Origin of the sequence: Amycolatopsis sp. WGS_07 (genome assembly GCF_045278895.1) — a bacterium.
Lineage (GTDB): Bacteria > Actinomycetota > Actinomycetes > Mycobacteriales > Pseudonocardiaceae > Amycolatopsis.
In genome coordinates this window covers 3,623,920-3,646,811 of record NZ_CP136053.1, presented here as the reverse complement: position 1 = coordinate 3,646,811, position 22,892 = coordinate 3,623,920, and the positions used below count along the sequence as shown (strand labels likewise).

The window sequence follows — 22,892 nt, the reverse complement described above, 5'->3', positions numbered from 1 at the left end:
CGGCCCCCGCTACTCGACAGTGACGGACTTCGCCAGGTTACGCGGCTTGTCGATGTCGTACCCGCGCGAACTCGCGATCTCGGCGGCCAGCACCTGCAGCGGCACCGTGGAGACCAGCGGCTGCAGCAGCGTCGGCACCGCGGGCACCTCGATCAGCTCGTCCGCGAACGGGCGCACGGTCTCGTCGCCCTCCTCGGCGATCACGATCGTGCGCGCGCCACGCGCCTGGATCTCGCTGATGTTCGACACCAGCTTCGAGTGCAGCACCGCGCGGCCCTTCGGCGACGGCATCACGACGACGACCGGCAGGCCCTCTTCGATCAGCGCGATCGGACCGTGCTTCAGCTCGCCCGCCGCGAAGCCCTCCGCGTGCATGTACGCGAGTTCCTTCAGCTTCAGCGCGCCTTCCAGCGCCACCGGGAAGCCGACGTGCCGGCCGAGGAACAGCACCGCGCGCGAGTCGGAGATCCGCCGCGCGATCTCGCGCGTCTGGTCCACAGTGGACAGAACCTTCTGCACGGCCGCCGGCATGGCTTCCAGCTCGGCGAACTCGCGGGCGACCTCGTCCGGGTACTTCGTGCCGCGCGCCTGCGCCAGCGCCAAGCCGACGAGGTAGTTCGCGGCGATCTGCGCGAGGAACGCCTTGGTCGAGGCGACCCCGATCTCCGGCCCGGCGTGCGTGTACAGCACCGCGTCGGACTCGCGCGGGATCTGCGCGCCGTTCGTGTTGCAGACCGCCAGCACGCGGGCCTTCTGCTCGCGCGCGTGCCGCACGGCTTCGAGGGTGTCCGCGGTCTCGCCGGACTGGGAGACGGCGACGACGAGCGTGTCGCGGTCGAGCACCGGGTCGCGGTAGCGGAACTCCGACGCCAGCTCCACCTCGACCGGCAGCCGGCACCAGTGCTCGATGGCGTACTTGGCGACGAGGCCGGAGTGATACGCCGAACCGCAGGCGACGACGAAGACCTTGTCGACGTCGCGCAGGTCCTGGTCGGAAATGCGCTGCTCGTCGAGGATGATCCGGCCGGCCTCGAAGTGCCCGCGCAGCGTGTTCGCCAGCGCCTCCGGCTGCTCCTCGATCTCCTTGAGCATGAAGTACTCGTGGCCGCCCTTTTCGGCGGCGGACAGGTCCCAGTCGACGGTGAACGGCTTGGCCTGTGCGGCATCGCCGTGGAAGTCGGTGACCTGGTAGCCGTCGCGGGTGATGACGACCAGCTGGTCCTGGCCCAGTTCGACGGCCTCGCGGGTGTGCTCGATGAACGCGGCGACGTCGGAAGCGACGAAGTGCTCGCCCTCGCCGACCCCGACCACCAGCGGCGACGACCGGCGCGCGGCGACGATCGTGTCCGGCTCGTCGGCGTGCGTCACGACGAGGGTGAACGCGCCCTCCAGCCGTCGGCAGACCGCGGCGACGCTGGCCGCCAGGTCACCCTTGGTGTCGCCCTCGGTGTAGGCGCGGGAAACCAGGTGGGCGGCGGTTTCGGTGTCGGTGTCGCTGGCCATCTCGATGCCGTCGGCCTCGAGTTCGGCGCGCAACGCGGCGAAGTTCTCGATGATCCCGTTGTGCACCACCGCGACGCGACCGGTGGTGTCCCGGTGCGGATGCGAGTTGCGGTCGATCGGGGCCCCGTGCGTGGCCCAGCGGGTGTGGCCCATGCCCGCGGTGCCCGCGAACGCGCCCCGGCCCACCTCGTCGAGCCGGGCCTCCAGGTTGGCCAGACGGCCGGCCTTGCGCTCGACGGTCAGCGCGCCGGCACCGTCCAGCACCGCCACGCCCGCCGAGTCGTAGCCCCGGTATTCCATGCGGCGGAGCCCACCGAGCACGACGTCCAGAGCCGGGCGGTGTCCGACGTATCCCACGATTCCACACACGCGAACTAGCGTAACGAGACAAGTCCAGTCCCCTACTCCGGTCCCTAGAGCGGGGTTTTCCATGCCGCTGAGCTGGGCGAGCTGTCTCCCGGACAACCGTTGACGGGGTCGTCGCGCAGTGTGGCGGCGGACCCCTAAACAGATCGGGGTGGCGCGCCGGGCCGAGGCGGGGCACGGGCAGTAAGGTCACGCGCATGGCCAGCAAGCCCAAGCAGCTGCTCACGGAGCTGTCCCACCCGGGTCCGCACGAGGTTTTGCGCGGCAACCTCGCCCTGGTCGGACTGCCCGGCGTCGTGTTCACCCCGCGCCAAGGCCTCGGCCTCCCGGCCATCGCGTTCGGGCACGGCTGGATGCAGCCCGCCACGCGCTACCGGCAGCTGCTGCACCACCTCGCGAGCTGGGGCGTGGTCGCCGCGGCCCCCGCGACCCAGCTCGGCCCGCTGCCCTCGCACCGCCTGCTGGCCGGCGACCTGCTGACGACGCTCGACGTCATCACCACGGTCCGCCTCGGCCCGGACGGCATCAGCGTCGACCCGGAGAAACTGGGCCTGGCGGGCCACTCCACCGGCGGCGGTTCGGCCGTGCTGGCAGCCGCCCAGTCCGCCGGAGCGGGCGACGACGCGCGCCCGAAGGTCCGTGCGGTGGCGACAGTCGCCGCGGCGCAGACGTTCCCGCCCGCGACGGAAGCCGCGAAGGTGATCAGCGCCCCCGGCCTGCACCTGGCGGTGGACGGCGACCTGGTCGCCCCGGCGGTCGGCCACGCGGACGCGATCGCGCAGGCGTGGGCCGGTCCGGTGCAGCTGCGGACGCTGGCGAAGTCGTCGCATCTCGCGGTGACTGAGGGCAGGCACTGGAGCCAGCTGCTGCTGCAGGGCAAACCGCAGCGCGCGACTCAGCAGCTGACGAAAGCGCTGTTCACGGCGTTCTTCCTGACGCATTTGACCGGTACCGAGAAGTACCTGCCGCTGCTGGACGCGGACGTGAAGCGCGCGCCGATCGACGTCCCGGAGGACGAGGAACCGGCGGCCTGATCAGCGCCGCCCTTCGTCCTCCTCGGCGAGCGACCCGCTGATCCGGCTGCCGCCCGGCGCGGTGCCGAACAGCCCGCCGTCGACCCGGTAACCGCTGGTCCCGCGTTCCTGGTCGCCGGAGTTGCCCTGTCCGCCGCCCATCATCGGGCTGCCCATCATGCCCATCGACTGGCCCTGCTGCTGATCAGTGGTGGTGGGCGCGGTGCCGAGTTCGGACGGATGCGCTGATTCGTCCTGCTGCCAACCGGCCGGGACCGCCGAATCCCCGAGGCCAGGGTCGGTCGCGACGTGGCCAAGGCCGGGATCGCTGCTGAACGGGTCCAGCACCGACTGTGCGGTGGTGGATTCGTCCGGGCCGCTCGCGACGGGCGTGCCGTGGGGCGGGGTCGCCGCGTCTGCCTGCGCGGTGACTGGCTGGGCGTGGCGTCCGGTCTGCTCGCCGGTGGTTTGGTCGTGGCCGCCGGTTGCCTGTGCCGCAGCGGCTTGGCCATGCCCGTCGGTTGCCGAGTGCGCGGTTGCCTGTTGCTGGCCATGCGCGTCGGCCACCGCTTGCCCGGTTGCCTGGTCCACGTGGGCCTGCACCGGTTGACCGTGTGCGGCAGCGGCCTGGCCATGGTCGCCAGCGGCCTGCTGCCCGGTCTGGGCAGCGTCGCCAGCGGCCTGCTGTCCAGTCTGGGCAGCGTCCGCCGCGAGATGCCGACCGTCGCGGACCTGGTCGACGGGCAGTTCGTTCGGATGCGCCGCCGGACTCGCGGCACCGCCGCCGTGCTGCTGCGCGGTCACTCCCTCGATCGGCTTGCCGGTGGCCGGGTCGATCTTGGCGTGGTCGTCGAGGGTGTACTTGGTCGGCTCTCCGGATCCGTCGTCCACCGTGACCACGGTCGGACCGTCCGGGCCGCTCGGCCGCTCGGCGGTGATCTTGAGGTTGCCGTCCTCGATGTGGATCTTCCCGTCCGGGCCAGGACGGTGCACCTGGTTCGGGTCCGTCGTCGGCGAGGTGCCGTCCGGCCGCTGCTGGACTGGGGCGTCGTGCGGCTTGCCGGCGGGGTCCTGAGCGCCGTCGTGCGGGCGCGCGGCCGGGTCGCTGTGCGCACCGGGGGTCTTGTCGGCCTGATCGCCGAAATCGAGCTGGTACGCCTTGTCGTGCCCGGCCCCGTCGCCGACCGAAACCGCCATCTTCCCGTGGTCGTCCGGCTCCGACATGGTGATCTTGTGATCGCCGTGCTGGACCGTCACGGTGTCCGGAGCCTCGTGCCCGGTCTTGACCGCTTCCCCGGTCCGCGGATCGATCGGATACGGCTGCCCGGTCTCCGGATCCACCTCGAGCGGCTTGTGCGTGACCGGATTCTGGTTCGGATCCGGCTGCGCGGGCGGAGTCTGCGGCTGCGGACCGACCTGCGGAGGCACGGTGGCCTCCTGCGGCTTCGTGTCGCCACCGCCGCCGGAGGAACGCGGCTTGCTGTCTCCGCCTCCCTTGCCGGTCTCGCGCCCGCTGGTGCCCTTGTCCGCACCGAGTTGCAGGCGGCCGAACGGATCGGTCGGCACGTTCAGTCCGTCGGAGAACGCACGCAACCCGTTTGTCGCCGCGGTGTGCGCGTTGCGGATGTACTGCCGGAAACACTCCATCGCGTCCGAGTACTGCTGGCAGTACTCGTCCATCTGACGGCAGAACATGTCAGACCACTTGGTGTTGTTATGGATGTCCAGGTCCACTGACATGTTCCGGAGGTCCTGCGCGTTGATCGGGCCGGTGCCTGGTCCCTTTTGGGCGACCTCCGAACGGGCTGGCGCGACGCGTCCCCACTTGATCGCGTCGTCGAGCCGACCAATGAACATCAGCAGCCCGTCGGTGTCCTCGGGCTTGTGCGCGTCCAGGAATTTCTTGGGCGCCTGTCCGCCGTTTTCGGGCAGCTGTCCCAAATCGACGATCGGCTTGCGGACCGTCTGCCACAACTGCTGCAGCAGCTGGCTGAACCCGTTCACCGTGCCGAGGTATTCGCCGGACGCCTTGCTGAAATCGTCCAGCTTTTCGGCCGCCGAATCCGCGGCTTTACCCTGCCACGCCGCGGCCAGGCTCTGTTTGACCTGTGCGGTGTCGTCCTGTGCGGCCTTCGCGGCCTTGCCGAGGTTCGCCGCACGTCCCTGTGCGCCCCAGAGGTAGCCGAATCCGAACCCGCCGAGTTCGTTCAGCATCCGGTTCTCTTCGTCGCCCTGGCCGTACGGCGGCGCGAACCGCAGGCCGAGGTTCCGCGACGGATGCCCCATCCACCGCGTGTACGGCTGCACGAGTTTGCCGGTCATCTTTTCCCGGAAACCGGCCAGCGGCTTGAGAATGTTGTCGGACGTGTCGTCGAGGTGGACGTCCGCGGGAGGCTGCAGCGGGGCGATGATCGTGTCGCCGAGACGACCCGCGCCCTGGTCCGCCGGAGGAGTCACGGTCAGGCTCCCTTGCCGGCGTTCGTGACGCCCCAGGCGTTCTCTTGCTCGTTCTCGCTGTGCAGGGTCACCGAGGTGTTGAGCCGTTCGGCGAACCCGCCGAGGAACGTGCTGCCCTTCGCGGCGGAGTCGCCGAGCGCCTGCATCTTCGCGACATACGCGCCCGCGGCCTCGGATAGTCCGGGGATCTTGCCGAAATGCGCCGCCGCCAGCTGGGACTGCGCGGTGTAGGTCTTGATTTCCTTGAACGAGGTGCTCATCGTCGAGACGTCGTTCGCGACCTTTTTGACCTGTTCCGGCTCAATGTGGAATTTCGCCATCGTCGCCCTCTCCCCTCGCGCCCGCGGCTACTCTGCGTCGATCCAGTTGGTGGCCGAGAAGTCGTCGTCCTCCCACGCCCGGTGCCGGGCCGCCGAAGCGGGTGGAGGGGCCGGCGCTGGCGGCGCGGCCGGTTCGGTGTCGTCCTCGACCCGGAACATCGCGGCGGCCGCGTCGTCCTCGGCGACCTGTTTGGCAACCCGCTGGGCTGTCCGTTCCGCCTCTTCCGACGCGGCCCGGCCTTCTTCGGTTCCCTCGGCGGCAGCGGCTAGCGCGGCCTCGCGGTCGGCTCGCGACTGTTCGTCCTGGGCGCGGTGTTCCTCGACGAGCTTCGCGAAGGCCGCCTGCCTGGCTTCGTCGTCCGCGATCGCCCGCTCGTGATCGGCGCTGTACTGGGCGCGCACCTCTTCCATCGCCGCCAGGCTTCTGGCGAAATGCGGAGGCACCTCACTCTGGTCGTACATCGCCCCTCCCCCGGTTGATCCCGCATTGCGGAATCTACCTGCCGGATCACTGGTGGCGCAGAGTATTCACCATATTTCGGTCAGGAGACGGCGGACACCACGCCGGCCAGCCGATCCGCCGCGGCCTGGGCCGTCGCGTGGGCCGGGGCTTCCACCATCACCCGCACGAGCTGTTCGGTTCCCGAGGGGCGCAGCAGAACCCGCCCCTCCTCGCCCAGTTCCGCCTCGACCTCGCCGACCGCGTCGCGGACCTCGGCGGACCCGGCGACCGCCGCCTTGTCCGCCACCGGGACGTTGACCAGCACCTGCGGCAGCCGGTTCATCACCGCGGCCAGCTCCGCCAGCGGTTTGCCGGTGGCGGCCATGCGGGCCATCAGCCGCATCGCGGTCAGCAGGCCGTCGCCGGTCGTGGCGTGGGCGGGGAGCACCACGTGGCCGGACTGTTCGCCGCCGAGGGCCAGGCCCGAGGCGCGCAGTTCCTCCAGCACGTACCGGTCACCCACCGCAGTCGTGACGACGGTGATGCCGTGCGCCTTCATCGCCAGGTGCAGGCCGAGGTTGCTCATCACAGTCGCGACCAGGGTGTCCTTCACCAGCGCGCCTTCTTCGGCGAGCGCCAGCGCCAGGACGGCCATGATCTGGTCGCCGTCCACCAGCTCGCCAGCGGCGTCGACGGCGACGCAGCGGTCGGCGTCTCCGTCGTGGCCGATGCCGAGGTCGGCACCGTGTTCGACGACGGCCGCGCGCAGCAGGTCAGGGTGGTTTGAGCCACAGCTGTCGTTGATGTTGATGCCGTCCGGCTCCGCGTGCAGGGCCACGACCTCGGCGCCAGCCCGGCGGTACGCCTCCGGCGCGGCCGCGTACGACGCGCCGTTCGCGCAGTCCACGACGACCTTCAGGCCGGTCAGCGGATGCGGCGTGGCGGCGACCAGGTGCTCGATGTACTTGTCGAGCGCGTCCGGGACGTCCGTGACGCGGCCGACACCGTCACCGGTCGGGCGGGTGACGCCGGTCGCGTCGAGGCCGGACTCGATCTCGTCCTCGATGCTGTCCGGCAGTTTGTGCCCGCCGGCGGCGAAGAGCTTGATGCCGTTGTCCGGCATGGGGTTGTGCGAGGCGGAGATCATCACGCCGAGGTCCGCGTCGAGCGCACCCACGAGGTACGCGACGGCGGGGGTCGGCAGCACGCCGAGCCGCAGGACGTCCGCACCGGCCGAGGCGAGGCCCGCCACCACGGCGGCCTCCAGCATCTCGCCGCTGGCGCGCGGGTCGCGGCCGACCACGGCCACCGGGCGGTGCGAACGGTCGTGTGCCGCCAGCACTCGGGCGGCGCTCGCCGCGACCGACAGGGCCAGCTCCGGGGTCAGGTCGGCATTGGCCAGACCGCGTACCCCGTCGGTGCCGAACAGTCGAGCCATCTCGACCTCCTTGTCTTGATTCACCAGCCTCGGGGCGTGCCCGGCCTCGACAAACCTAGCGCCGGACCCGGCAAGGGTGAGCCCCTGCCCTACCCCAAGACAGTCGTGTCATCGGCGAAGAACGCATCAACCAGCCCCGGAAAACGCCGGAAGCGCCCATCCGATGGACGGATGGGCGCTTCCGGGTTGCGCCAGAGCGCGGAAATCAGCGCTTGGAGTACTGCGGGGCCTTGCGGGCCTTCTTGAGGCCGTACTTCTTCCGCTCCGTGGCGCGCGCGTCACGGGTCAGGAAGCCGGCCTTCTTCAGGGCCGGGCGGTCGTCGGCGTCAACCTCGACCAGCGCACGGGCGATGGCGAGACGCAGCGCGCCCGCCTGGCCCGAGATCCCGCCGCCCTTGAGGTTGGCGAAGATGTCGAAGGAGTCCGGCTTCTCGACGGTGACGAGCGGCTCGCGGATGAGCTGCTGGTGCACCTTGTTCGGGAAGTACTGCTCGAGCGACTTGCCGTTGAGCTTGAACTCACCGGTACCCGGCACGACGCGGACGCGGACCACGGCCTCCTTGCGGCGGCCGACCGTCTGCGCGTTGCCACCGGCGGCACGCGACGGGCGCGGGGCGGCGGCGGACTCGCTGGTCGCCACGGCCTCGGCGGGGGTCTCGGTCGAAGCGACGACCTCGGTCTCGGTGCTGGTCAACTGTTCCTCACTCACTGCGCGACCTGCGCGATCTTGGTGATCTCGCGCGCCTGCGGCTGCTGCGCGGCGTGCGGGTGCTGCGGGCCGGCGTACACCTTCAGCTTCTTGGCCATGGCGCGGCCGAGCTTGTTCTTCGGCAGCATGCCCTTGACCACCTTCTCCACGAGGTGCTCGGGCTTGGTGTCGAGCAGCTCGCCGAAGGAGCGCTTCCGCAGACCGCCGGGGTAGCCGCTGTGCCGGTACGCGAACTTCTGCTCGCGCTTGTTACCGGTGAGAGCGACCTTCTCGGCGTTGACGATGATGACGAAGTCACCGGTGTCCACGTGCGGGGCGTAGGTCGGCTTGTGCTTGCCGCGCAGCAGCGTGGCGACCTCGGTCGCGAGCCGTCCGAGCACGACATCCTCGGCGTCGATCACGTGCCAGGCACGAGTGACGTCGCCGGGCTTGGGGCTGTACGTGGGCAAGGGTCTACCTCGTCGTCATTGCGTGTGGGTAATGTGCGGGCCGAGCGCTGACGCGCCGCAACGCACAACGACATATGAAGATACCCCTGTGGTCCCGCCTCTTGTGCAGCGGGGGTGCGAAGGCGCCTCGTCGGCCGGTCAAAGCGTACCCGACCGGTTCCCGGAACCACCACGCCGCCGCGCGGGTCGTACCAGGATGAGACGATTCGTCTCGCGCGGCCGCGCGAGCACGACGAGCACCTGGGGACAGCAGTTGAAGACACGAGCGAGGACGACCCGACCCGCACGGACGGTGTGCGCCGCCGTCGCCGTGCTGGCACTCGCGACGGCCTGCGGGCAGGCCCGCGCCGGGACCGCGGTGCCCGACGGCGACCAGGCCGCCGCGTACGTCGGCGCGAAGTTCGAGAAGGCGATGTCGAAGCTCGCGGACACGATCGTCGAGCCGCGCAACGTGACCAACTCGGCGGACCGGTACTTCAAGTTCGACGACAAGTACCTGCACAACATCGTCACCTCCGCGCGCACCGGCAGCCCGGAGAGCCGGATCGTGCACAACCGGTCGCAGAAGAACCCCAACGAGTTCCTCGACTCGTTCACCCCGGCCGACGGCACCGTCGAGTACCTCTACCTCGGCCCGGCCTACAAATCGCTCGCGCCGACGCCGTGGGTGTCGATGCCGAAGCCGGAGGCCGGGCTCGTGCAGCCGTGCGCGTGGGGCGGGGTGCAGATCGCGTGCAAGATGGGCGACGCGGTCGACAGCTCGTACAAGGCGGACAAGAAGGCGCTGCGCGGTGCCAAGAGTTCCGCGGACGGCACCGAGCAGCTGACCGTCAACGTGCCGTTTTCGATCTTCCTCGAACGGAGGGTCGAACTGCTGCCGGACAAACTGCTCGGCAAGGTCGGGCCGGAGCTGCGCAAGGCTGTCGTGCCGAGCACGATCACGCTGCGGCAGGACGGTTCGCTCGCGGCCTTCACGATGGCGGCCAAGTTCGAGGGCGACGGCCACAAGGTCGAACTGCGCTACGAGTTCAAGTTCACCGGCGAGGCCACCGCGTCGGACCTGCCGACGGTGCCGGACGCCTCGCAGGTCACCGTGCTCGCGGACAACGCGGCCAAGCAGGACTTCTACCGGCGGCTCGGCGAACTGCAGGGGCGTTGATGCGCATCCTTCCGCCGGCTTCCGCGCCCATCGACCCCCGAGGTGACCTCCGATGACCCAGCCGCCCGAACAGCAGCCGCAGTGGTGGCAGCCGGGGACGAACCCGCCGCAGCAGCCGGGTCATCCGTCCGAAGGGGACAGTTCCGGCTGGCAGGGCGGCCAGTGGGCGCAACCTCAAGCGCAGCAACAGTTTCCGCAGTATCCGCAGGCGCAGTATCCGCAGCAGGGTTATCCGGCCCAGCCCTACGGTCAGCAGCCTTACGGCGGGCCCGGTCAGCAGAGCCAGCCGACTCCGGCACAGCAGCCGGGGCAGCAACCGGCCGGGAGTGCTTACGGCGGCGGGTTCCAGCCGTCCGAGTACGGCGGGCTCGGCGCGTTTTCCTCGGCCAAGCCAGGAAAGCCGCGGTCGAAGAAGCCGTTCCTGATCGCCGGGGCGGTCGTCGTGGTGCTGGCCGCCGCGGGTGGGATCGCATGGGCGACCGGAGTGTTCAGCGGGGACACGCTGGACCAGAAGTCGTTGCAGGACGGCGTTTCCCGGGTGCTGAACGAGAACTACGGCGAACCGGACGTGAAGAACGTCGCGTGCCCGTCGGGGCAGGCGATCGAGAACGGCACCACGTTCGACTGCACGGTCCAGGTCGGCGGGCAGCCGAAGAAGGTCACCGTGCGGGTGCTCAACGACAAGCCGGAATATTCCGTCGGCGCTCCGCACTGACCTGCGCCGCGGAAATCCTTCCCAGCACACGAAAACGGCGGGCCGGCACCCGAAGGTGCCTGGCCCGCCGTGGTTTCGGAGCTTGGCTCAGAACAGGTTCTGCACCGAGCGGTCCGTCGCCTGGTAGCCGTCCGCGATCTGCGGCAGCACGGCGGCGATCTGCGCCAGAAGCTGGGTGAACTCGTCGAACTTCTGGTCCCACTCGTTCTGCGCCTGGATGTACTGGTCCTTCGCTTCACCGGTCCAGCTGTGGGTCAGCGGGTTGAGGTCGCTCTTCAGGTTGTCGAAGAGCGTCTTCAGCTCGCCACCGGTGGAGGTGCAGTCCTCCGCAGCGCGGTGGATGGTACCCGGATCAACAACAATGCGGCCGTCAGGCATGTCGAACTCCTGTCAGAAGAAAGAATGGAAGAAAAGGCGAATCTGAACGGAAAAGAACTGGATCAGCCGAGAACGCCGAAGCCCTTGTTCAGCGAGTTGATGTGCTCGTGCTGCGCCGCCTCGCTCTTGGCGTAGGTGGAACCCGCTTCCTGGAGCAGCTCACCGATGCGGTGCAGCGCGTCGTTCAGGCCACGACCGCAGTCGTCAAAGCGGCGCATGACGTTGTCGAAGGCACGCTGCGCGTCGCCTTCCCAGCCCGCGCGGGTCGCTTCGATGTTCGAGCGCAGGTCGCTCAGGTTCTTGTTCATCCGGCTGGTCGCGTCGACGACGCGCCCTTCCGCCGCGGTGAATTCCTTCGGATCCCCAGTGAAACCGCCAGCAGCCATGGGAGCTACCCCCTTCGTCAGTGGTTGTGCGCACCGGCTGGTGTATCCGGTACTGCACCTACGACGAAGAGATTGCCAGTTCGGTTCACACTTGTCGCGACTTCTTCGCAAGTAGTTGCTTGCGTGAACGCCGGATCAGGGAACCGGACGGCAACGGCCGGGTAAACGATCTCCCGGCGCCCCGGAAAAAACCTTGTCCACCAGCGTGGTTAGCACACGCACAGCCGGTTCCCGGAAAGTTTCAGGAGTCCCGGCTCATGATTCGCGACTGCGAAAAGTCCTCGTCCTCTTCACTCGTCCGTGTCTGTTCGGGCGAAATCTTGGGACTAACGGGAACCGGCTCCGCAGCGACGGGTTCCGTCGGCATCGGCAATCCGCGGGCCGCGCGGAACCGGCGGGCGGCCCCGCGCAACGCGGACGGCGCGGGTTCGGGAGCGCCGGAAAGACGACGCCTGCCGAACTCCTTCAGCAGTTCCCGGTTTTCGCCGCGTCGCCGTTCACTGCGCGCGAGAGCGGTGCCCGCGACCCGGCGCGAGAAGGTGACCGCGTCCTGGCCTGCTCGAGTGAATGCCGCCGGCGCGGATTCCGGTTCGGAGGCCACGGATGCTCCTTTAGCTGGTGATCTTCAACGTGCGCACCACTTGCTCGCACGCGGCGTCGACGCGCTGCTGCACCGCCGGCGATTGGTACTGGCAGCCGACGTGCACCCGGATCCGCCCCTGTACGAGCACATACCAGCGGACGGTAATCCGTTCCGGTTTGCTCTCGACGTAGCCGATCACGCTCCGGCCACCGTAAGTCAGATCGGGGCGGAACGCAGTGTAGTTCGCGTTTCCGGAGACCCCGGACTGCAAAGCGTCGACGAGTTTCTGCCGGTCGGCGGTCGCGTCGTAGTCCATGACGAACTCCTGCGCGAGCACGAGATCGTTGCCTCGCTCGGCGTCCTGCGGGTGCAGGATCACCTGCCGGTCCGCGACCTCGTCGGTGGTTTGGACCCAGTCGTTCGGCGCGACGAGGCTGAAATCGTATTGGGAGAACGAACGCCCTTGATCGTCGCCGCCGCGGTTGACGAAGTACACCGCTCCGCCCGCGATCAGCGCCACGACCGCCACCGCCGCGACGACCAGCCACAGCCGACGGCGGTTCTTCGCTTTGCCGCCGGAATCGCCCGGCGGGTCCGTGCTGGGAACGGCGAACACTCCGTTCCCGGAAGCGTTCTGTCCCACCGAATTCTGGCCCGGGCCAGTCCGCAATGGACTCGGGCCGCCCGGAGCCGCCGCCCCGAACGGAGCGCTGTGCGGCCCCCGGCCCGGATCGGCGGGCGAAAACCCGCGCGGCGGCAACGGCTGCGCCGGCGCGTTCCGCGCGTTCGGTGAATTCGGCATCGGCGGAAGACCGCGCCGGGCCGGTGCGTCCCCCGGACGATCTCGGTGCGATGGTCGGATTGCCCCGGGATCGACGAACCGGGCAGCTTGCCGGTGCGGTCCGGTTCCAGCAGAACCGCCCGGAGCGCGCCGCGCGCGACGACCGTCTCCGGCTGGTCGAGGCTCGTCGGCACCACGCCGGTGCGCTCGTGCACCAGCCGGGAGATCATCGGGATCCGGCTCGAACCGCCGACGAGGAAGATCGCCGCGAGCTGCTTCGGGCGCAGGCCGGAATCGGCGATCGCGGCGCTGGTCAGCTCGACCACCCGGCCGAGCGGAGCCCCGATCAGCCGTTCCAGGTCCGCCCGGGTGACGTGCGCGTCCGCGAACGGCGGCGGCAGCGGCACATCGGTGTACGTGTGCCGGGACAGCGTTTCTTTCGCGCCGCGGACGTCTTGGCGCAGCACGCGACGCCGGCGGCGCTCCGCCAGCTCGCGGCCCTCGACCAGTTGCTGCCAGGCCTGCGGATCCGTGCCGGACACCAGCGACCCGATGTGCTCCAGCAGCGCCTGGTCGATGTCGGCCCCGCCGAAGCTCGGGTCGCCGCGGGTGGCCAGCACCTGGAACCCGCCTCGCTGCGGCGGCGCACCCGGCACTCGCGCGGCGCGCGCGGCCTCCGGCGACCGCTGGACGACGCTGACGTCGACCGTGCCGCCACCGAGGTCCAGCACCGCCAGCGCGTCGCCAGGACGGCCGGAGAACTCGACTGTCCGGCCGTCCGGCGAGGCCGCCGGGGCGAAGGTGGCCGCGTGGTACACCGCCGCGGCCACCGGCTCCGGCACCAGCGCCACCTCGCGCGCCAGCCGGCCAGCGGCCTGGCGCAGCAGCCGGGTGCGGATCGCGCCCCAGTCCGCCGGGTGGGTGAGCACCAGCAGATCGACCTCGGCGTCGCCCGCGACGCGCCGCGCCTCCACGACCGCCCGGTCCAGCACCGCGTGCACGACGTCGATGACCCGCAGCACCGAATCGCCGAGCAGCAGATCGCCCTCGTCGATCCGCCGCTTCGGATTCGGCTCGTACCGCGACGGATCGACGGCGGCCTGCCGCTCGGCCTCCTGGCCGACGAACAGGGTGCCGTCGGACGCCGCGTACACCGCCGACGACATCAGCGGCTGCCCGTCGATCACCACGACCTGCGGTTCGCGGCCGTTGACCGACACGACGACGCAGGTGCTCGAGGTCCCGAAATCGACCGCGACCCGCACCGTCACCGGGCACCCCCTCCGTCAGGTGCGGCGGCTCCTCCTCTTCCGGTCAGTCGGGCTGGATCCACGACACCTGCACGAGCTGCTTGCCGTTCTTGCGGCTGAGCATGTTGCCCCGGCCCGGCGGCATCGCGCTCGGCCGGATGTTGCCGATCAGGTTGCCCTCGTCGCGGGAACCGTTCATCACCATGCCGGTGGCGGCCAGTTCCTTGAGCTTGCCGATGACCGGGTCGTACGCCGCCCGCGACGCACCACCGGTGCGCCGGACCACGATCAGGTGCAGACCGACGTCCTTCGCCTGGGCGAGGAACTCCGACAGCGGCTTGAGCGGGTTGGTGGACTGGGTGGCGACCAGGTCGTAGTCGTCGACCAGGACGAACAGCTCCGGACCGGTCCACCAGGACCGCGTCTTGAGCTGCTCCTGGGTGACGTCCGGACCCGGCAGCCGCCGCGTCATCGACCCGTGCACGTCCTGGACCATGCTGTCCAGCTGCGCCGACGAAACCGCGTAGCCGAGCAGCGAATCGCCCTCGAGGAACCCGAGCATCGTGCGCCGGTAGTCGACCAGCAGGATCACGGCCTCCTGCGGCGTGTAGCGCTCGGTGATGCCGCGCGCGATCTGCCGCAGCAGGTTCGTCTTGCCGGACTCGCCGTCGGCGAACGCGAAGAAGTGCGGGTCCGCGTCGAAGTCCAGGTAGATCGGCTGCAGGTCTTCCTCGTTGACGCCGATCGGGATGAGCTTCGTGTCCCGCTTCTGGTCGATCGCCAGAACCTCGTCGTAGGTGATCATCTCCGGCAGCAGGCGCACCTGCGGGGCCACCCGGCCGCGCCACGCACCGCGGATCTTCGCGACCGCGTCCGCGACGCCCGCCGCGACCGTGTCCGGATCGCTCGACCCGTCGATCCGCGGCAGCCCGGTGAGCAGGTGCAGCTTGTCCCGGGTGAGGCCGCGGCCCGGCCTCCCGGCCGGGACGTTGACCGCGATCCGGCGGTCCATTTCGGACTCCGTCGGGTCACCGAGGCGCAGCTCGAACCGCGTGCCGAGCATGTCCTTGATCGCCGGCCGCAGGTCGGCCCACCGGTTGGCCGAGATGACCACGTGCACGCCGTAGGCAAGACCCTGGGTGGCCAGCCGCGTGATCGACGTCTCCAGCTCCTCGAAGTCGTCGCGCAGCGCCCGCCAGTTGTCCACGATGAGGAACGCGTCGCCGAACGCGTCCTGCTCCGGCGTGATCTCGCCGCGGCGCTTCCGGTTGCGGAACTCCGTCATCGAGTCGACGCCCAGCGCGCCGAACCGGCCTTCCCGCTCGGTCAGCAGGGTGGTCAGCTCGGCCACGATCCGCCGCGCCTTGTCCGGCTCGCGCCGGGCCACCGCGACCCCGCCGACGTGCGGCAGGTCGGCGAGACCGGCGAGGGTACCGCCACCGAGGTCGAGGCAGTAGAACTGCGCTTCCTCGGGGGTGTGGGTGAGCGCCATCGACATGATCAGCGTCCGCAGCATGGTCGACTTGCCCGACTGCGGGCCGCCGGCGATGACGCCGTGGCCCTGTGCACCGGAGAAGTCCGCCCACAGCAGGTCGCGCCGCTGCTCGTACGGCCGGTCGACGATGCCCATCGGCACCTGCAGCCTGCCGTTGCCGAAGAACCCGACCGGGGACAGACCGCGGTCGTCGGTGGGGTTGAGGTTCGGCAGCATCGTGTCGAGCGAGTTCGGCTCGTTCAGCGGCGGCAGCCACACCTCGTGCGCCGGCGGGCCCTGCCCGACCAGACGGCTGACGATGACGTCCAGCTCGCTGGGCTCGACCGCCTCTTCGGACTCCTGCTGCTTCGGGGCCTCTTCCTCGAGCACCGGCTCGGGCTCGGGCTCCTTCGGCAGCTCCACGAAGTCCGGCACGAACAGCTGCGGCCGCTTGTCCGCGCGCACCACCGTGGCGGCCGGCCCGGCCGCCTTGATGCCCGCGGGCCGGTACGGGCCCGAGACGTAGGAAGCCTTGAACCGCACCAGCGTCGAGGTGTCGTACTTCAGGTACCCGCCACCGGGCACCGACGGCAGCTCGAACGCGTCCGGCACGCCGATCGCCGCGCGGGATTCCGCCGCGGAGAACGTCTTCAGGCCGATCCGGTAGGACAGGTGCGAGTCGAGACCGCGCAGCTTGCCCTCTTCCAGCCGCTGCGACGCGAGCAGCATGTGCATCTGCAGCGACCGGCCCAGCCGGCCGATGGCGACGAACAGGTCGATGAAGTCCGGCTTCGCCGCCAGCAGCTCGGAGAACTCGTCACAGACGATGAACAGCGCGGGCAGCGGGTCGAGGTCGGCGCCGTTCTCGCGGGCCTTCTCGTACTCCCAGACGTTCTTGAAGTTGCCGCCGTTCTTCAGCGCTTCCTGGCGGCGGTTCATCTCGCCGGCCAGCGCGTCCTTCATGCGGTCGACCAGCGTGACCTCGTCCGCGAGGTTGGTGATGACCGCGGACACGTGCGGGGCCTTGTCCAGCCCCAGGAACGTCGCACCACCCTTGAAGTCGACCAGGACGAAGTTCAGCGTGCTCGACGAGTGCGTAGCCAGCATGCCCAGCACCAGCGTCCGCAGGAACTCCGACTTACCGGAACCGGTCGCCCCGATGCACAGGCCGTGCGGCCCCATGCCCTCGGCCGCGGCCTCCTTGATGTCCAGCTCGACCGGCTGGCCGTACTCGCCGACGCCGAACGGAACGCGGTAGCGGTCGCGGATCGGCCGGGGCCGCCACGCCTGCTGCACGTCGAACGTCATCGGGTCGCCCGGAATCCCGAGCAGCTCCAGCAGCGAGGGGTTGGACAGCAGCGGCTCTTCCTCGCTGACGTCCTGACCGCCGCCCCCGCCGACGCGGTACGGCGCGATGAGCCGCGCCAAAGCCTCGACCTCGACCACGCTCAGCTTGTCCGGACGGCCGAACCACTCGACCCCGCCCGCGCTGCGCGCACCGAGCCGGTCCTCCTCGACCACGAGCCGCAGACCACGCCGCGCGGCGAGGTTGCCGATCGAATCCGACAGGTCGACCAGGGTGACGCCGACCAGGCCCTCCTCGAGGATGATCTGCTCCTCGCGGGTGACCTCCGCGTCGTCGATGATGATCACGACGTGCGGCTGGTCCGGGGCGGGCGTCGCGTTGCGGGAGAACCGCTGCCGGTCGCGCAGCTCCTCGTCCAGCCAGTCTTCGATCTGCTTGAGCGAGCCCGCCATCATGCGCAGCTGGCCGATGCCGTCCGACAGCGTCGGGTGCTGGGTGTGCGGGAGCCACTTGGCCCACTCCCACTCCTCCTTCGCCCGGCCCGCGGTGGCGACCGCGATCATCACGTCGTCCGGGCTGTGGAAGGCCACCAGCTGGGCCAGCATCGCGCGGGTCAGCGCCCGGGTGCGGTGGCGCTCGCCCTGCATGCTGACCGCCGCGAACCCGCGGAGGGTGATCTGGGTGGGCAGGTCCGGAACGATCGAATGCGCGCGCACGAACCGGCGCAGCGCGAGGGTGGCGATCGGCTCCAGTTCGTCCACCGGGCCGGTCTGGGGCGGAACCAGCCGGGTGGCGAGGCGGTGCGAGCTGCGGCCGACGCGCAGGTGCAGGAAGTCCTGGTCGTTCTGCCTGCGCTCCCACATCCGGCGGCTGGCCGCGAGCGACCACAGCGACTGCGGATCCGGGTGCACCCATTCGAGAGCGGCGCGCTGGTCGACCATCGCCTCGCGGGCGCGGTCGCGCATCTGGCCGAGATACCGCAGGTAGTCCTTGCGGTCCTCGTCCATCTCGGCTTTCTTCTGGCCACCGCCCTTGCCGCCGCCACCGGCGAGCATGCCGACGGTGCCCATCAGCATCATGCCGCTCATCATGATCGTGGTCGGGTTACGCCCGCCTGCGGTGAACATGAAGATCATCATCCCGAGCGACGCGAAGATCATCACGCCCGGAATCGCCTTCGCGACGATGTTGCCCGGGATCGTGCGGGGCACCTCCGGCGGCGGCTCGAGGTGCACCTCGCCGCCGGGCGGGCGCGGCGCGGCCAGCCGCGGCGACTTCTTGAACTGCAGCGTGCTCATCGAAGGGACCCCTCTATTCCTGCTCGACGCCTGCACCCGGGTGCGCGGGACAACCTATCGAACGTCGCCCCGGAAATCCGGCCAACTCCAGGATCGGCATCGCACACCCCCTCTACGGGCCCCGGGCGGGACCCGTCCTCCGTCGCGCCCGAGTGTAAGGACCGCCACCGACAGTTATCGGACCAGGAGGACGAATCCGCTGGTCGATCTGGCCTAAACCGGCCTGGACGGGTATTTTCGCCGACGATTTGCCGACACGCGCTGAAACCTGTCACCAGGTTCGGTATAAGTTCCCCCGGGAGCTGACTCTTCAGAGCGGGGGATCTAGTGGCAACGGGCACGACGGTATTCAGCAGGGTCACGGTGGTCGCACCGACGACACGCATCGACGTCGCGCTTCCGGCCGACGTGGCGGTGGCCGATCTGCTGCCCATGCTTCTGGAGATGGCCAAAGAGGTCACTCCGGACGGCGGGGCCCGGCACGGCGGATGGGCACTGGCCAAGCTCGGCGACGCCCCGCTCGACCCGAGCCGGACGCTCGCGTCCCTCGGCGTCGTCGACGGCGAGCTGCTGCAGCTGCGCAAGCGGAACGAAAACCCGCCGCCGCCGCTGTACGACGACGTGGTCGACGCCATCGCGGAGGCCGACCCGGACACCTTCCGGCCGTGGACGAAGGAAACCGCGCGCCGGTTCGGGCACGTCGCGGGCGGGCTCGCGCTGTTCTTCTCCGCGCTCGCACTGTTCTTCAGCGGTTCGCTCTACGGCGGTTCCTCGCTCGGCCCGGCGATCGCCGGCGGCCTCGGCGCGATCGCCTGCGTCGCGGTCGGCGCCACGCTCGCCAAGGCCTACCAGGCGGAGGCCACCGGCGTGCTGATCGCCGCCGCGGGCGGCCTGCCGCTGGCGTTCGTCAGCGGGTTCTACATCGTGCCGGGGCTGTCGGTCCGGGCGAACCTGCTGCTCGGCGCGGTGCTGGTGCTGATCGTCTCGGCGGTCTGCATCCTCGTCGTCGGCACCGGCATCCGGGTGTTCATCGCCACCGCCACCGCGGGCGTGTTCGGCTCGCTCGCCTTCCTCATCGCGACGCTCGTGACCAGCGCCGACACCGCGTCGGTCGCGGCGGGCACGGTCGCCGTCGCGCTGGGCTGCATCTCGTTCCTGCCGCGCGCCACCATCTGGCTCGCCAAGCTGCCGCTGCCGTACGTGCCGAGCACCGCTGAAGAGCTGAAGGAAGACACCGGCTTCCCGGACTACAAGGCGATCGAGCAGCGCACCGCGGTCGCGCACGACTACATGACCGGCCTGATGATCGGCTGCGGAGCCACCACGGCCATCGCGGCGGTGCTCGCGGCCACCGCGCCGAACGTCTTCGGCATCATCCTCGGCGTCGTCGCCACGCTGGTCCTGCTGCTGCGCGCCCGTGCCTATGCCAACGGCGCGCAGGCCATCGCGCTGCTTACCACCGGCATGGTCGCCGCGGCGGGCATCCTGCTCGGCTGGCTGTTCTTCTCCGCCACCGCCGAGCAGCGGCTGCTGTACGTCTTCGGCGCGCTGATCCTGATCGCCGCGGCCGCCCTCGTGGTCGGCGTGGTCTTCCCGGACCAGCGCTTCTCGCCGCCGCTGCGCCGCACCGTCGAGATCATCGAGGCGATCTGCATCGCCGTGGTGCTGCCGCTCGCCCTCGGCGTGATGGACCTCTACTCGACGCTGCGCCACCTCAACCTCAAGTGAGCCGCGCCATGGGCTCCCGACGTTCCTTCCCCCGCAAGCTCGGCCTTCCCGGCCGGACCGGGGTGGCGCTGTTCGCGGCCGGGCTCGGGATCATGTCCCCGTTCGCCGCCGCGCCCGCGTCCGCGCAGACGGTGACCGCGCCCGCGGGCACCTGGGCCACTCCGCCGCCGCTCGGCCCCGGCGACCAGCCGCCCGCCGACACCCACGGCCCGGACACCACGTACAAGAAGAAGAACGACTGCGTGCAGCGCAGCCTCGGGCAGAACGTCGAGATCAACACCCGCCCGTGGGGCCAGGAATACCTGCAGCTGCAGCGGGCGCAGGAGATCGTCCGCGCGGCGACCGGATCGGTCGGCAAGGGCCAGAAGGTCGCCGTGATCGACACCGGCGTCACGCCGCATCCGTGGTTCCAGGACCGGGTGGAAAGCGGCGGGGACTACGTCGCGCATCCGGACAACGGCGCGGAAGACGGCCTGCAGGACTGCGACGGCCACGGCACCGAGGTCGCCGGGATCATCGCGGGCAACCCGCAGGACCCGACGCGGGTCGGCTTCATCGGCGTGGCCCCGGACGCGCGCATCGTCTCCTACCGGCAGCTGAGCGAGAACTACGCCAAGGACGACAGCCCGCAGCAGCCCGCCGCTCCCCCTCAGGCGGGACCGGCCAGCCGCCCGCGGGCGGAACCGAGCAGCCGCCGGGCAGCAGCAACAACCAGCTCCCGCCGTCGTCCGGCGGCGGCACCGGCACCGGCGGCGAGAAGCCCGGCGGCACGTCGCCGCAGCAGGACAACAAGGGCGACAACCGGCAGCTGGCCAAGGAGGGCACCGCGGGCACGCTGAACACGCTCGCGCAGATCATCCGCGGCATCGCCGACACCCAGCGGGCCGGCGTGATCAACATGTCGGTCGACCACTGCCGCGCGGGCACCGCTCCCGGCGACATCCAGGAGGGCGAGCGCAAGGTCCAGGCCGCGGTGCACTACGCGGCCGAGCGCAACATCGTGGTCATCGCGGCCGCGGGCAACGTCTCGGAAAGCTGCCCGCAGAACGACCAGGCCGACCCGAACAAGCCCAAGTCGGTCGTCACGCCGCCGTGGTTCTCCGACGACGTGCTGTCCGTCGGCGCCATCCAGGAGGACGGCGGCGTCGCGCCGTTCAGCGTGCACGGCCCGTGGGTCGGCGTCGCCGCGCCGGGCACCAAGATCATCTCGCTCGACCCGGCGGAGCACTCGACCGGACTGGCGAACCTGACCATCGCGAACGGCAACCCGTCGCCGATCCAGGGCACCAGCTTCGCCGCGCCGTACGTCGCGGGCGTCGCCGCCCTGGTCCGCTCGATGTTCCCGAACATGCCCGCGCGCGACGTGGTCAAGCGGCTCAAGGCGACCGCGCAGCACCCGGCCGCGCCCGGCGGACGCGACAACTTCGTCGGCTACGGCGTGATCGACCCGGTGGCCGCTCTCACCGCGAACCTGCCGGGCGACACCGGCAACCTCGCGCTGCCGAAGCCGGTGGTGGAGGAGGCCAAACTGCCCCCGGCCGACGGCATCAGCTCGACGCCGATGATCGTCGCGCTCGCCGGCACCGGCGGCGGCGTGGCGGCGCTGCTGATCACGCTGTTCGTGGTGCACACGATCCGGCGGAACCGGTCCGGGACAGCACCGCCTCGATAACCTCGGCACGAAAAGGGCCGCTCCCCGCGTTCACTGCGGAGGGCGGCCCTTTTGCTGTCCGTGCGGTCACTTTCCGGGTTTCGGCGGCTTACCGTCCTTCTCAGGCCGCTTCGCGGGCGGGTCCTGGCCGATCACCGGCGGAGTCACCTGCGCGGGCTCACCGAAGATCTCAGACGTCTTCGCGGCCGTGCGCTGCCTCGGTTTGTGCGACGCACTGCCGCCGCCACCGCCTCCGCCGCCCATTCCGGCGAAGCCCATCATCGGCATCATCGACGTGCCCGAGCCCTGGTTCGCCGCCGCGGGCTGCGGGGCCGGCGCGATCGGCTCGGCAGGCGGAATGCCCGCCTGGCCCTGCTCCAGCCGCGGATCGGCGGCGGTTTCCTTGGGGTGATGGGCATTCTCCACGGCGGACGGGCTCACCGAATCGTCCGAAGAGGACGCTGAAGAGGCCACTGTGGACTCTTCGGCAGCGGCCGGCGGACTAGCCCCGGCAGGGGCGCCCGCAGGCGAATCAGCGTCGTGCAGCCGGAACTGCTGCGCCGGATAGTGGTGTCGCAGCTCGATGCTCGACGGAGTCCCGGCCGGGGCGTCCACCCCGGCGCACAACCGGCCGAACTCGCGCAGCACGTCCTCCGCCGCCTCGTGCAAGGACTTCAGCGACTGCTCGGTCTCGCGCATCTGCGACCGCGCCCGGGAAGCCCCGCCGCTGGGCAGCATCGCCGATTCGGACAGCAGATCGGCCGCGTCGACCAGCACCTCCTCCGCCGCGCCCGCGATCTTGCGCAGCGATTCGGTGAGCTGGTCAAGCGATCCGGCCAGCGCGTCGAGCGCGTCCTCCGCGCCTTCGCTCGCGGCGCGAATTTCACCCAGGTAGGCGACAAACGCGTCCGCGTCGGGACCGGACCACGACGCGTCGATCCGGCCGAGGTCGTCCGCGAGGTCCTGAGACACCCTGGCCGCCGTGCGGGCCGCGGCGCGCAGGCTCTCCGCCTCCGCGTCCAGCTCCTCCCAGCGGCCGGTGAGCGGCCGGTAGTACGTGGCGACCGGATCGGTGACTCCCAGCTCGCGAGCGAGATCGGTCACGTACGCCAGAGACGGCTCGGTCACGAGATCCTCCCGGCGCGCTCGATCCGCTCGGCCGCGTCCGCGTCCCGCTCGGTGTGGCCGGTGGTGAGCTGCTCCAGCGCCGCGGTGACCGACCGCAGCGCGGCCACCCCGGTGGTGAGCTGGCCGCGCAATGCTCGCGCCGCCTGCGCGTACGACTCCGGCACGCCCAGCCGCGCGGCCGCCTCGCCATACGCCTCGGCGGTGGTCGCTCCCGCGCCCACCTCGCCCGCGGCGGTCTCCAGTTCGTCGGCCGCCCGCGCGACTTTCGCCGCGTAGCCGCCGACGACCGCGCCGTCGATCCGCACGGCACTCGTTCCCGGACTGCTTCCCGGCGCTGCCACGTTCGTTCCTCCGCTCA

19 protein-coding genes and 1 pseudogene are annotated in these 22,892 nt (G+C 70.4%); 6 read left to right on the top strand and 14 right to left on the bottom strand.

What is annotated here, in order from left to right:
* Window positions 1-9: 9 nt before the first annotated feature.
* Window positions 10-1,872 (bottom strand): glutamine--fructose-6-phosphate transaminase (isomerizing), encoded by a 1,863-nt coding sequence (glmS, locus tag RPX00_RS17425; protein WP_406640609.1) that lies wholly within the window; start codon window positions 1,870-1,872, stop codon window positions 10-12.
* Between the two features lie 194 nt (window positions 1,873-2,066).
* Here glmS and RPX00_RS17420 point away from each other — a divergent pair, with 194 nt between their 5' ends.
* Window positions 2,067-2,903 (top strand): dienelactone hydrolase family protein, encoded by an 837-nt coding sequence (locus RPX00_RS17420; RefSeq protein WP_406640607.1) that lies wholly within the window; start codon window positions 2,067-2,069, stop codon window positions 2,901-2,903.
* Here the strand turns inward: RPX00_RS17420 and RPX00_RS17415 are convergent, their stop codons facing one another.
* The 6 genes from RPX00_RS17415 to rplM all read right to left on the bottom strand — a co-directional run bounded on the left by RPX00_RS17415 (window position 2,904) and on the right by rplM (window position 8,697).
* The gene (locus RPX00_RS17415; protein ID WP_406640605.1) at window positions 2,904-5,339 is read right to left on the bottom strand and encodes a hypothetical protein; all 2,436 of its coding nucleotides are present in this window, start codon (window positions 5,337-5,339) and stop codon (window positions 2,904-2,906) included.
* A gap of 2 nt (window positions 5,340-5,341) precedes the next feature.
* Window positions 5,342-5,659 carry a hypothetical protein gene (locus RPX00_RS17410; protein ID WP_378300972.1) on the bottom strand — a complete coding sequence of 106 codons (318 nt, stop codon included), beginning with the start codon at window positions 5,657-5,659 and terminating at the stop codon, window positions 5,342-5,344.
* A gap of 27 nt (window positions 5,660-5,686) precedes the next feature.
* A complete protein-coding gene (locus tag RPX00_RS17405; RefSeq protein WP_406640603.1) occupies window positions 5,687-6,121 on the bottom strand; it encodes a hypothetical protein in 435 nt (144 codons plus the stop codon).
* 80 nt (window positions 6,122-6,201) lie between these two features.
* Window positions 6,202-7,539 carry a phosphoglucosamine mutase gene (glmM, locus tag RPX00_RS17400; RefSeq protein WP_406640601.1) on the bottom strand — a complete coding sequence of 446 codons (1,338 nt, stop codon included), beginning with the start codon at window positions 7,537-7,539 and terminating at the stop codon, window positions 6,202-6,204.
* Window positions 7,540-7,744: 205 nt separating this feature from the next.
* The gene (rpsI, locus tag RPX00_RS17395) at window positions 7,745-8,233 is read right to left on the bottom strand and encodes a 30S ribosomal protein S9 (protein WP_009072362.1); all 489 of its coding nucleotides are present in this window, start codon (window positions 8,231-8,233) and stop codon (window positions 7,745-7,747) included.
* An 11-nt stretch (window positions 8,234-8,244) separates the two neighbouring features.
* A complete protein-coding gene (gene rplM, locus RPX00_RS17390) occupies window positions 8,245-8,697 on the bottom strand; it encodes a 50S ribosomal protein L13 (protein WP_009072361.1) in 453 nt (150 codons plus the stop codon).
* A gap of 196 nt (window positions 8,698-8,893) precedes the next feature.
* On the opposite strand from rplM, the gene RPX00_RS17385 reads away from it, so the two are divergent.
* Together RPX00_RS17385 and RPX00_RS17380 are read left to right on the top strand one after the other, a co-directional pair.
* Window positions 8,894-9,856 carry a hypothetical protein gene (locus RPX00_RS17385; protein ID WP_406640599.1) on the top strand — a complete coding sequence of 321 codons (963 nt, stop codon included), beginning with the start codon at window positions 8,894-8,896 and terminating at the stop codon, window positions 9,854-9,856.
* A gap of 52 nt (window positions 9,857-9,908) precedes the next feature.
* Window positions 9,909-10,571, top strand: a complete 663-nt coding sequence (locus RPX00_RS17380) for a DUF4333 domain-containing protein (RefSeq protein ID WP_406640598.1) — start codon at window positions 9,909-9,911, stop codon at window positions 10,569-10,571.
* A gap of 87 nt (window positions 10,572-10,658) precedes the next feature.
* On the opposite strand, the gene RPX00_RS17375 is transcribed toward RPX00_RS17380, so the two are convergent.
* From RPX00_RS17375 to eccCa, 5 genes and pseudogenes are all read right to left on the bottom strand, one after another.
* Window positions 10,659-10,949, bottom strand: coding sequence for a WXG100 family type VII secretion target (locus RPX00_RS17375; RefSeq protein WP_406640596.1), 291 nt, complete (start codon window positions 10,947-10,949; stop codon window positions 10,659-10,661).
* 62 nt (window positions 10,950-11,011) lie between these two features.
* Window positions 11,012-11,335 (bottom strand): WXG100 family type VII secretion target, encoded by a 324-nt coding sequence (locus tag RPX00_RS17370; protein WP_009072357.1) that lies wholly within the window; start codon window positions 11,333-11,335, stop codon window positions 11,012-11,014.
* 241 nt (window positions 11,336-11,576) lie between these two features.
* Complete coding sequence (locus RPX00_RS17365; protein ID WP_406640594.1) at window positions 11,577-11,936, bottom strand: hypothetical protein; 360 nt, start codon at window positions 11,934-11,936, stop codon at window positions 11,577-11,579.
* A gap of 10 nt (window positions 11,937-11,946) precedes the next feature.
* Window positions 11,947-13,970 (bottom strand): annotated as a pseudogene (locus RPX00_RS17360) (type VII secretion-associated protein).
* A 43-nt stretch (window positions 13,971-14,013) separates the two neighbouring features.
* Window positions 14,014-18,027, bottom strand: a complete 4,014-nt coding sequence (gene eccCa / locus RPX00_RS17355; RefSeq protein WP_406640592.1) for a type VII secretion protein EccCa — start codon at window positions 18,025-18,027, stop codon at window positions 14,014-14,016.
* A gap of 327 nt (window positions 18,028-18,354) precedes the next feature.
* Here eccCa and eccD point away from each other — a divergent pair, with 327 nt between their 5' ends.
* From eccD to RPX00_RS17340, 3 genes are read left to right on the top strand one after another with little or no spacing between them, the layout of a single operon-like run.
* Complete coding sequence (gene eccD / locus RPX00_RS17350; RefSeq protein WP_406640591.1) at window positions 18,355-19,755, top strand: type VII secretion integral membrane protein EccD; 1,401 nt, start codon at window positions 18,355-18,357, stop codon at window positions 19,753-19,755.
* 8 nt (window positions 19,756-19,763) lie between these two features.
* Window positions 19,764-20,594: a S8 family serine peptidase gene (locus tag RPX00_RS17345; protein WP_406640589.1), complete on the top strand. Its 831-nt coding sequence runs from the start codon at window positions 19,764-19,766 to the stop codon at window positions 20,592-20,594.
* A 59-nt stretch (window positions 20,595-20,653) separates the two neighbouring features.
* On the top strand, window positions 20,654-21,427 hold the full coding sequence (locus RPX00_RS17340; protein ID WP_406642961.1) for a S8 family serine peptidase: 774 nt from the start codon (window positions 20,654-20,656) through the stop codon (window positions 21,425-21,427).
* A gap of 66 nt (window positions 21,428-21,493) precedes the next feature.
* Here RPX00_RS17340 and RPX00_RS17335 read toward each other — a convergent pair whose 3' ends face one another.
* Window positions 21,494-22,534 (bottom strand): WXG100 family type VII secretion target, encoded by a 1,041-nt coding sequence (locus RPX00_RS17335; protein ID WP_406640587.1) that lies wholly within the window; start codon window positions 22,532-22,534, stop codon window positions 21,494-21,496.
* On the bottom strand, window positions 22,531-22,875 hold the full coding sequence (locus tag RPX00_RS17330) for a hypothetical protein (RefSeq protein WP_406640585.1): 345 nt from the start codon (window positions 22,873-22,875) through the stop codon (window positions 22,531-22,533). Before RPX00_RS17330 ends, RPX00_RS17335 begins: the two co-directional genes overlap by 4 nt.
* Window positions 22,876-22,892: the final 17 nt, after the last annotated feature.

Coding starts and splice junctions, on each gene's coding strand:
- RPX00_RS17420 (WP_406640607.1), top strand. CDS start 2,067: ATGGCCAGCAAGCCCAAGCAGCTGCTCACGGAGCTGTCCCACCCGGGT.
- RPX00_RS17410 (WP_378300972.1), bottom strand. CDS start 5,659: ATGGCGAAATTCCACATTGAGCCGGAACAGGTCAAAAAGGTCGCGAAC.
- RPX00_RS17405 (WP_406640603.1), bottom strand. CDS start 6,121: ATGTACGACCAGAGTGAGGTGCCTCCGCATTTCGCCAGAAGCCTGGCG.
- glmM (WP_406640601.1), bottom strand. CDS start 7,539: ATGGCTCGACTGTTCGGCACCGACGGGGTACGCGGTCTGGCCAATGCC.
- RPX00_RS17385 (WP_406640599.1), top strand. CDS start 8,894: ATGAGACGATTCGTCTCGCGCGGCCGCGCGAGCACGACGAGCACCTGG.
- RPX00_RS17380 (WP_406640598.1), top strand. CDS start 9,909: ATGACCCAGCCGCCCGAACAGCAGCCGCAGTGGTGGCAGCCGGGGACG.
- RPX00_RS17375 (WP_406640596.1), bottom strand. CDS start 10,949: ATGCCTGACGGCCGCATTGTTGTTGATCCGGGTACCATCCACCGCGCT.
- RPX00_RS17370 (WP_009072357.1), bottom strand. CDS start 11,335: ATGGCTGCTGGCGGTTTCACTGGGGATCCGAAGGAATTCACCGCGGCG.
- eccCa (WP_406640592.1), bottom strand. CDS start 18,027: ATGAGCACGCTGCAGTTCAAGAAGTCGCCGCGGCTGGCCGCGCCGCGC.
- RPX00_RS17345 (WP_406640589.1), top strand. CDS start 19,764: ATGGGCTCCCGACGTTCCTTCCCCCGCAAGCTCGGCCTTCCCGGCCGG.
- RPX00_RS17340 (WP_406642961.1), top strand. CDS start 20,654: ATGTCGGTCGACCACTGCCGCGCGGGCACCGCTCCCGGCGACATCCAG.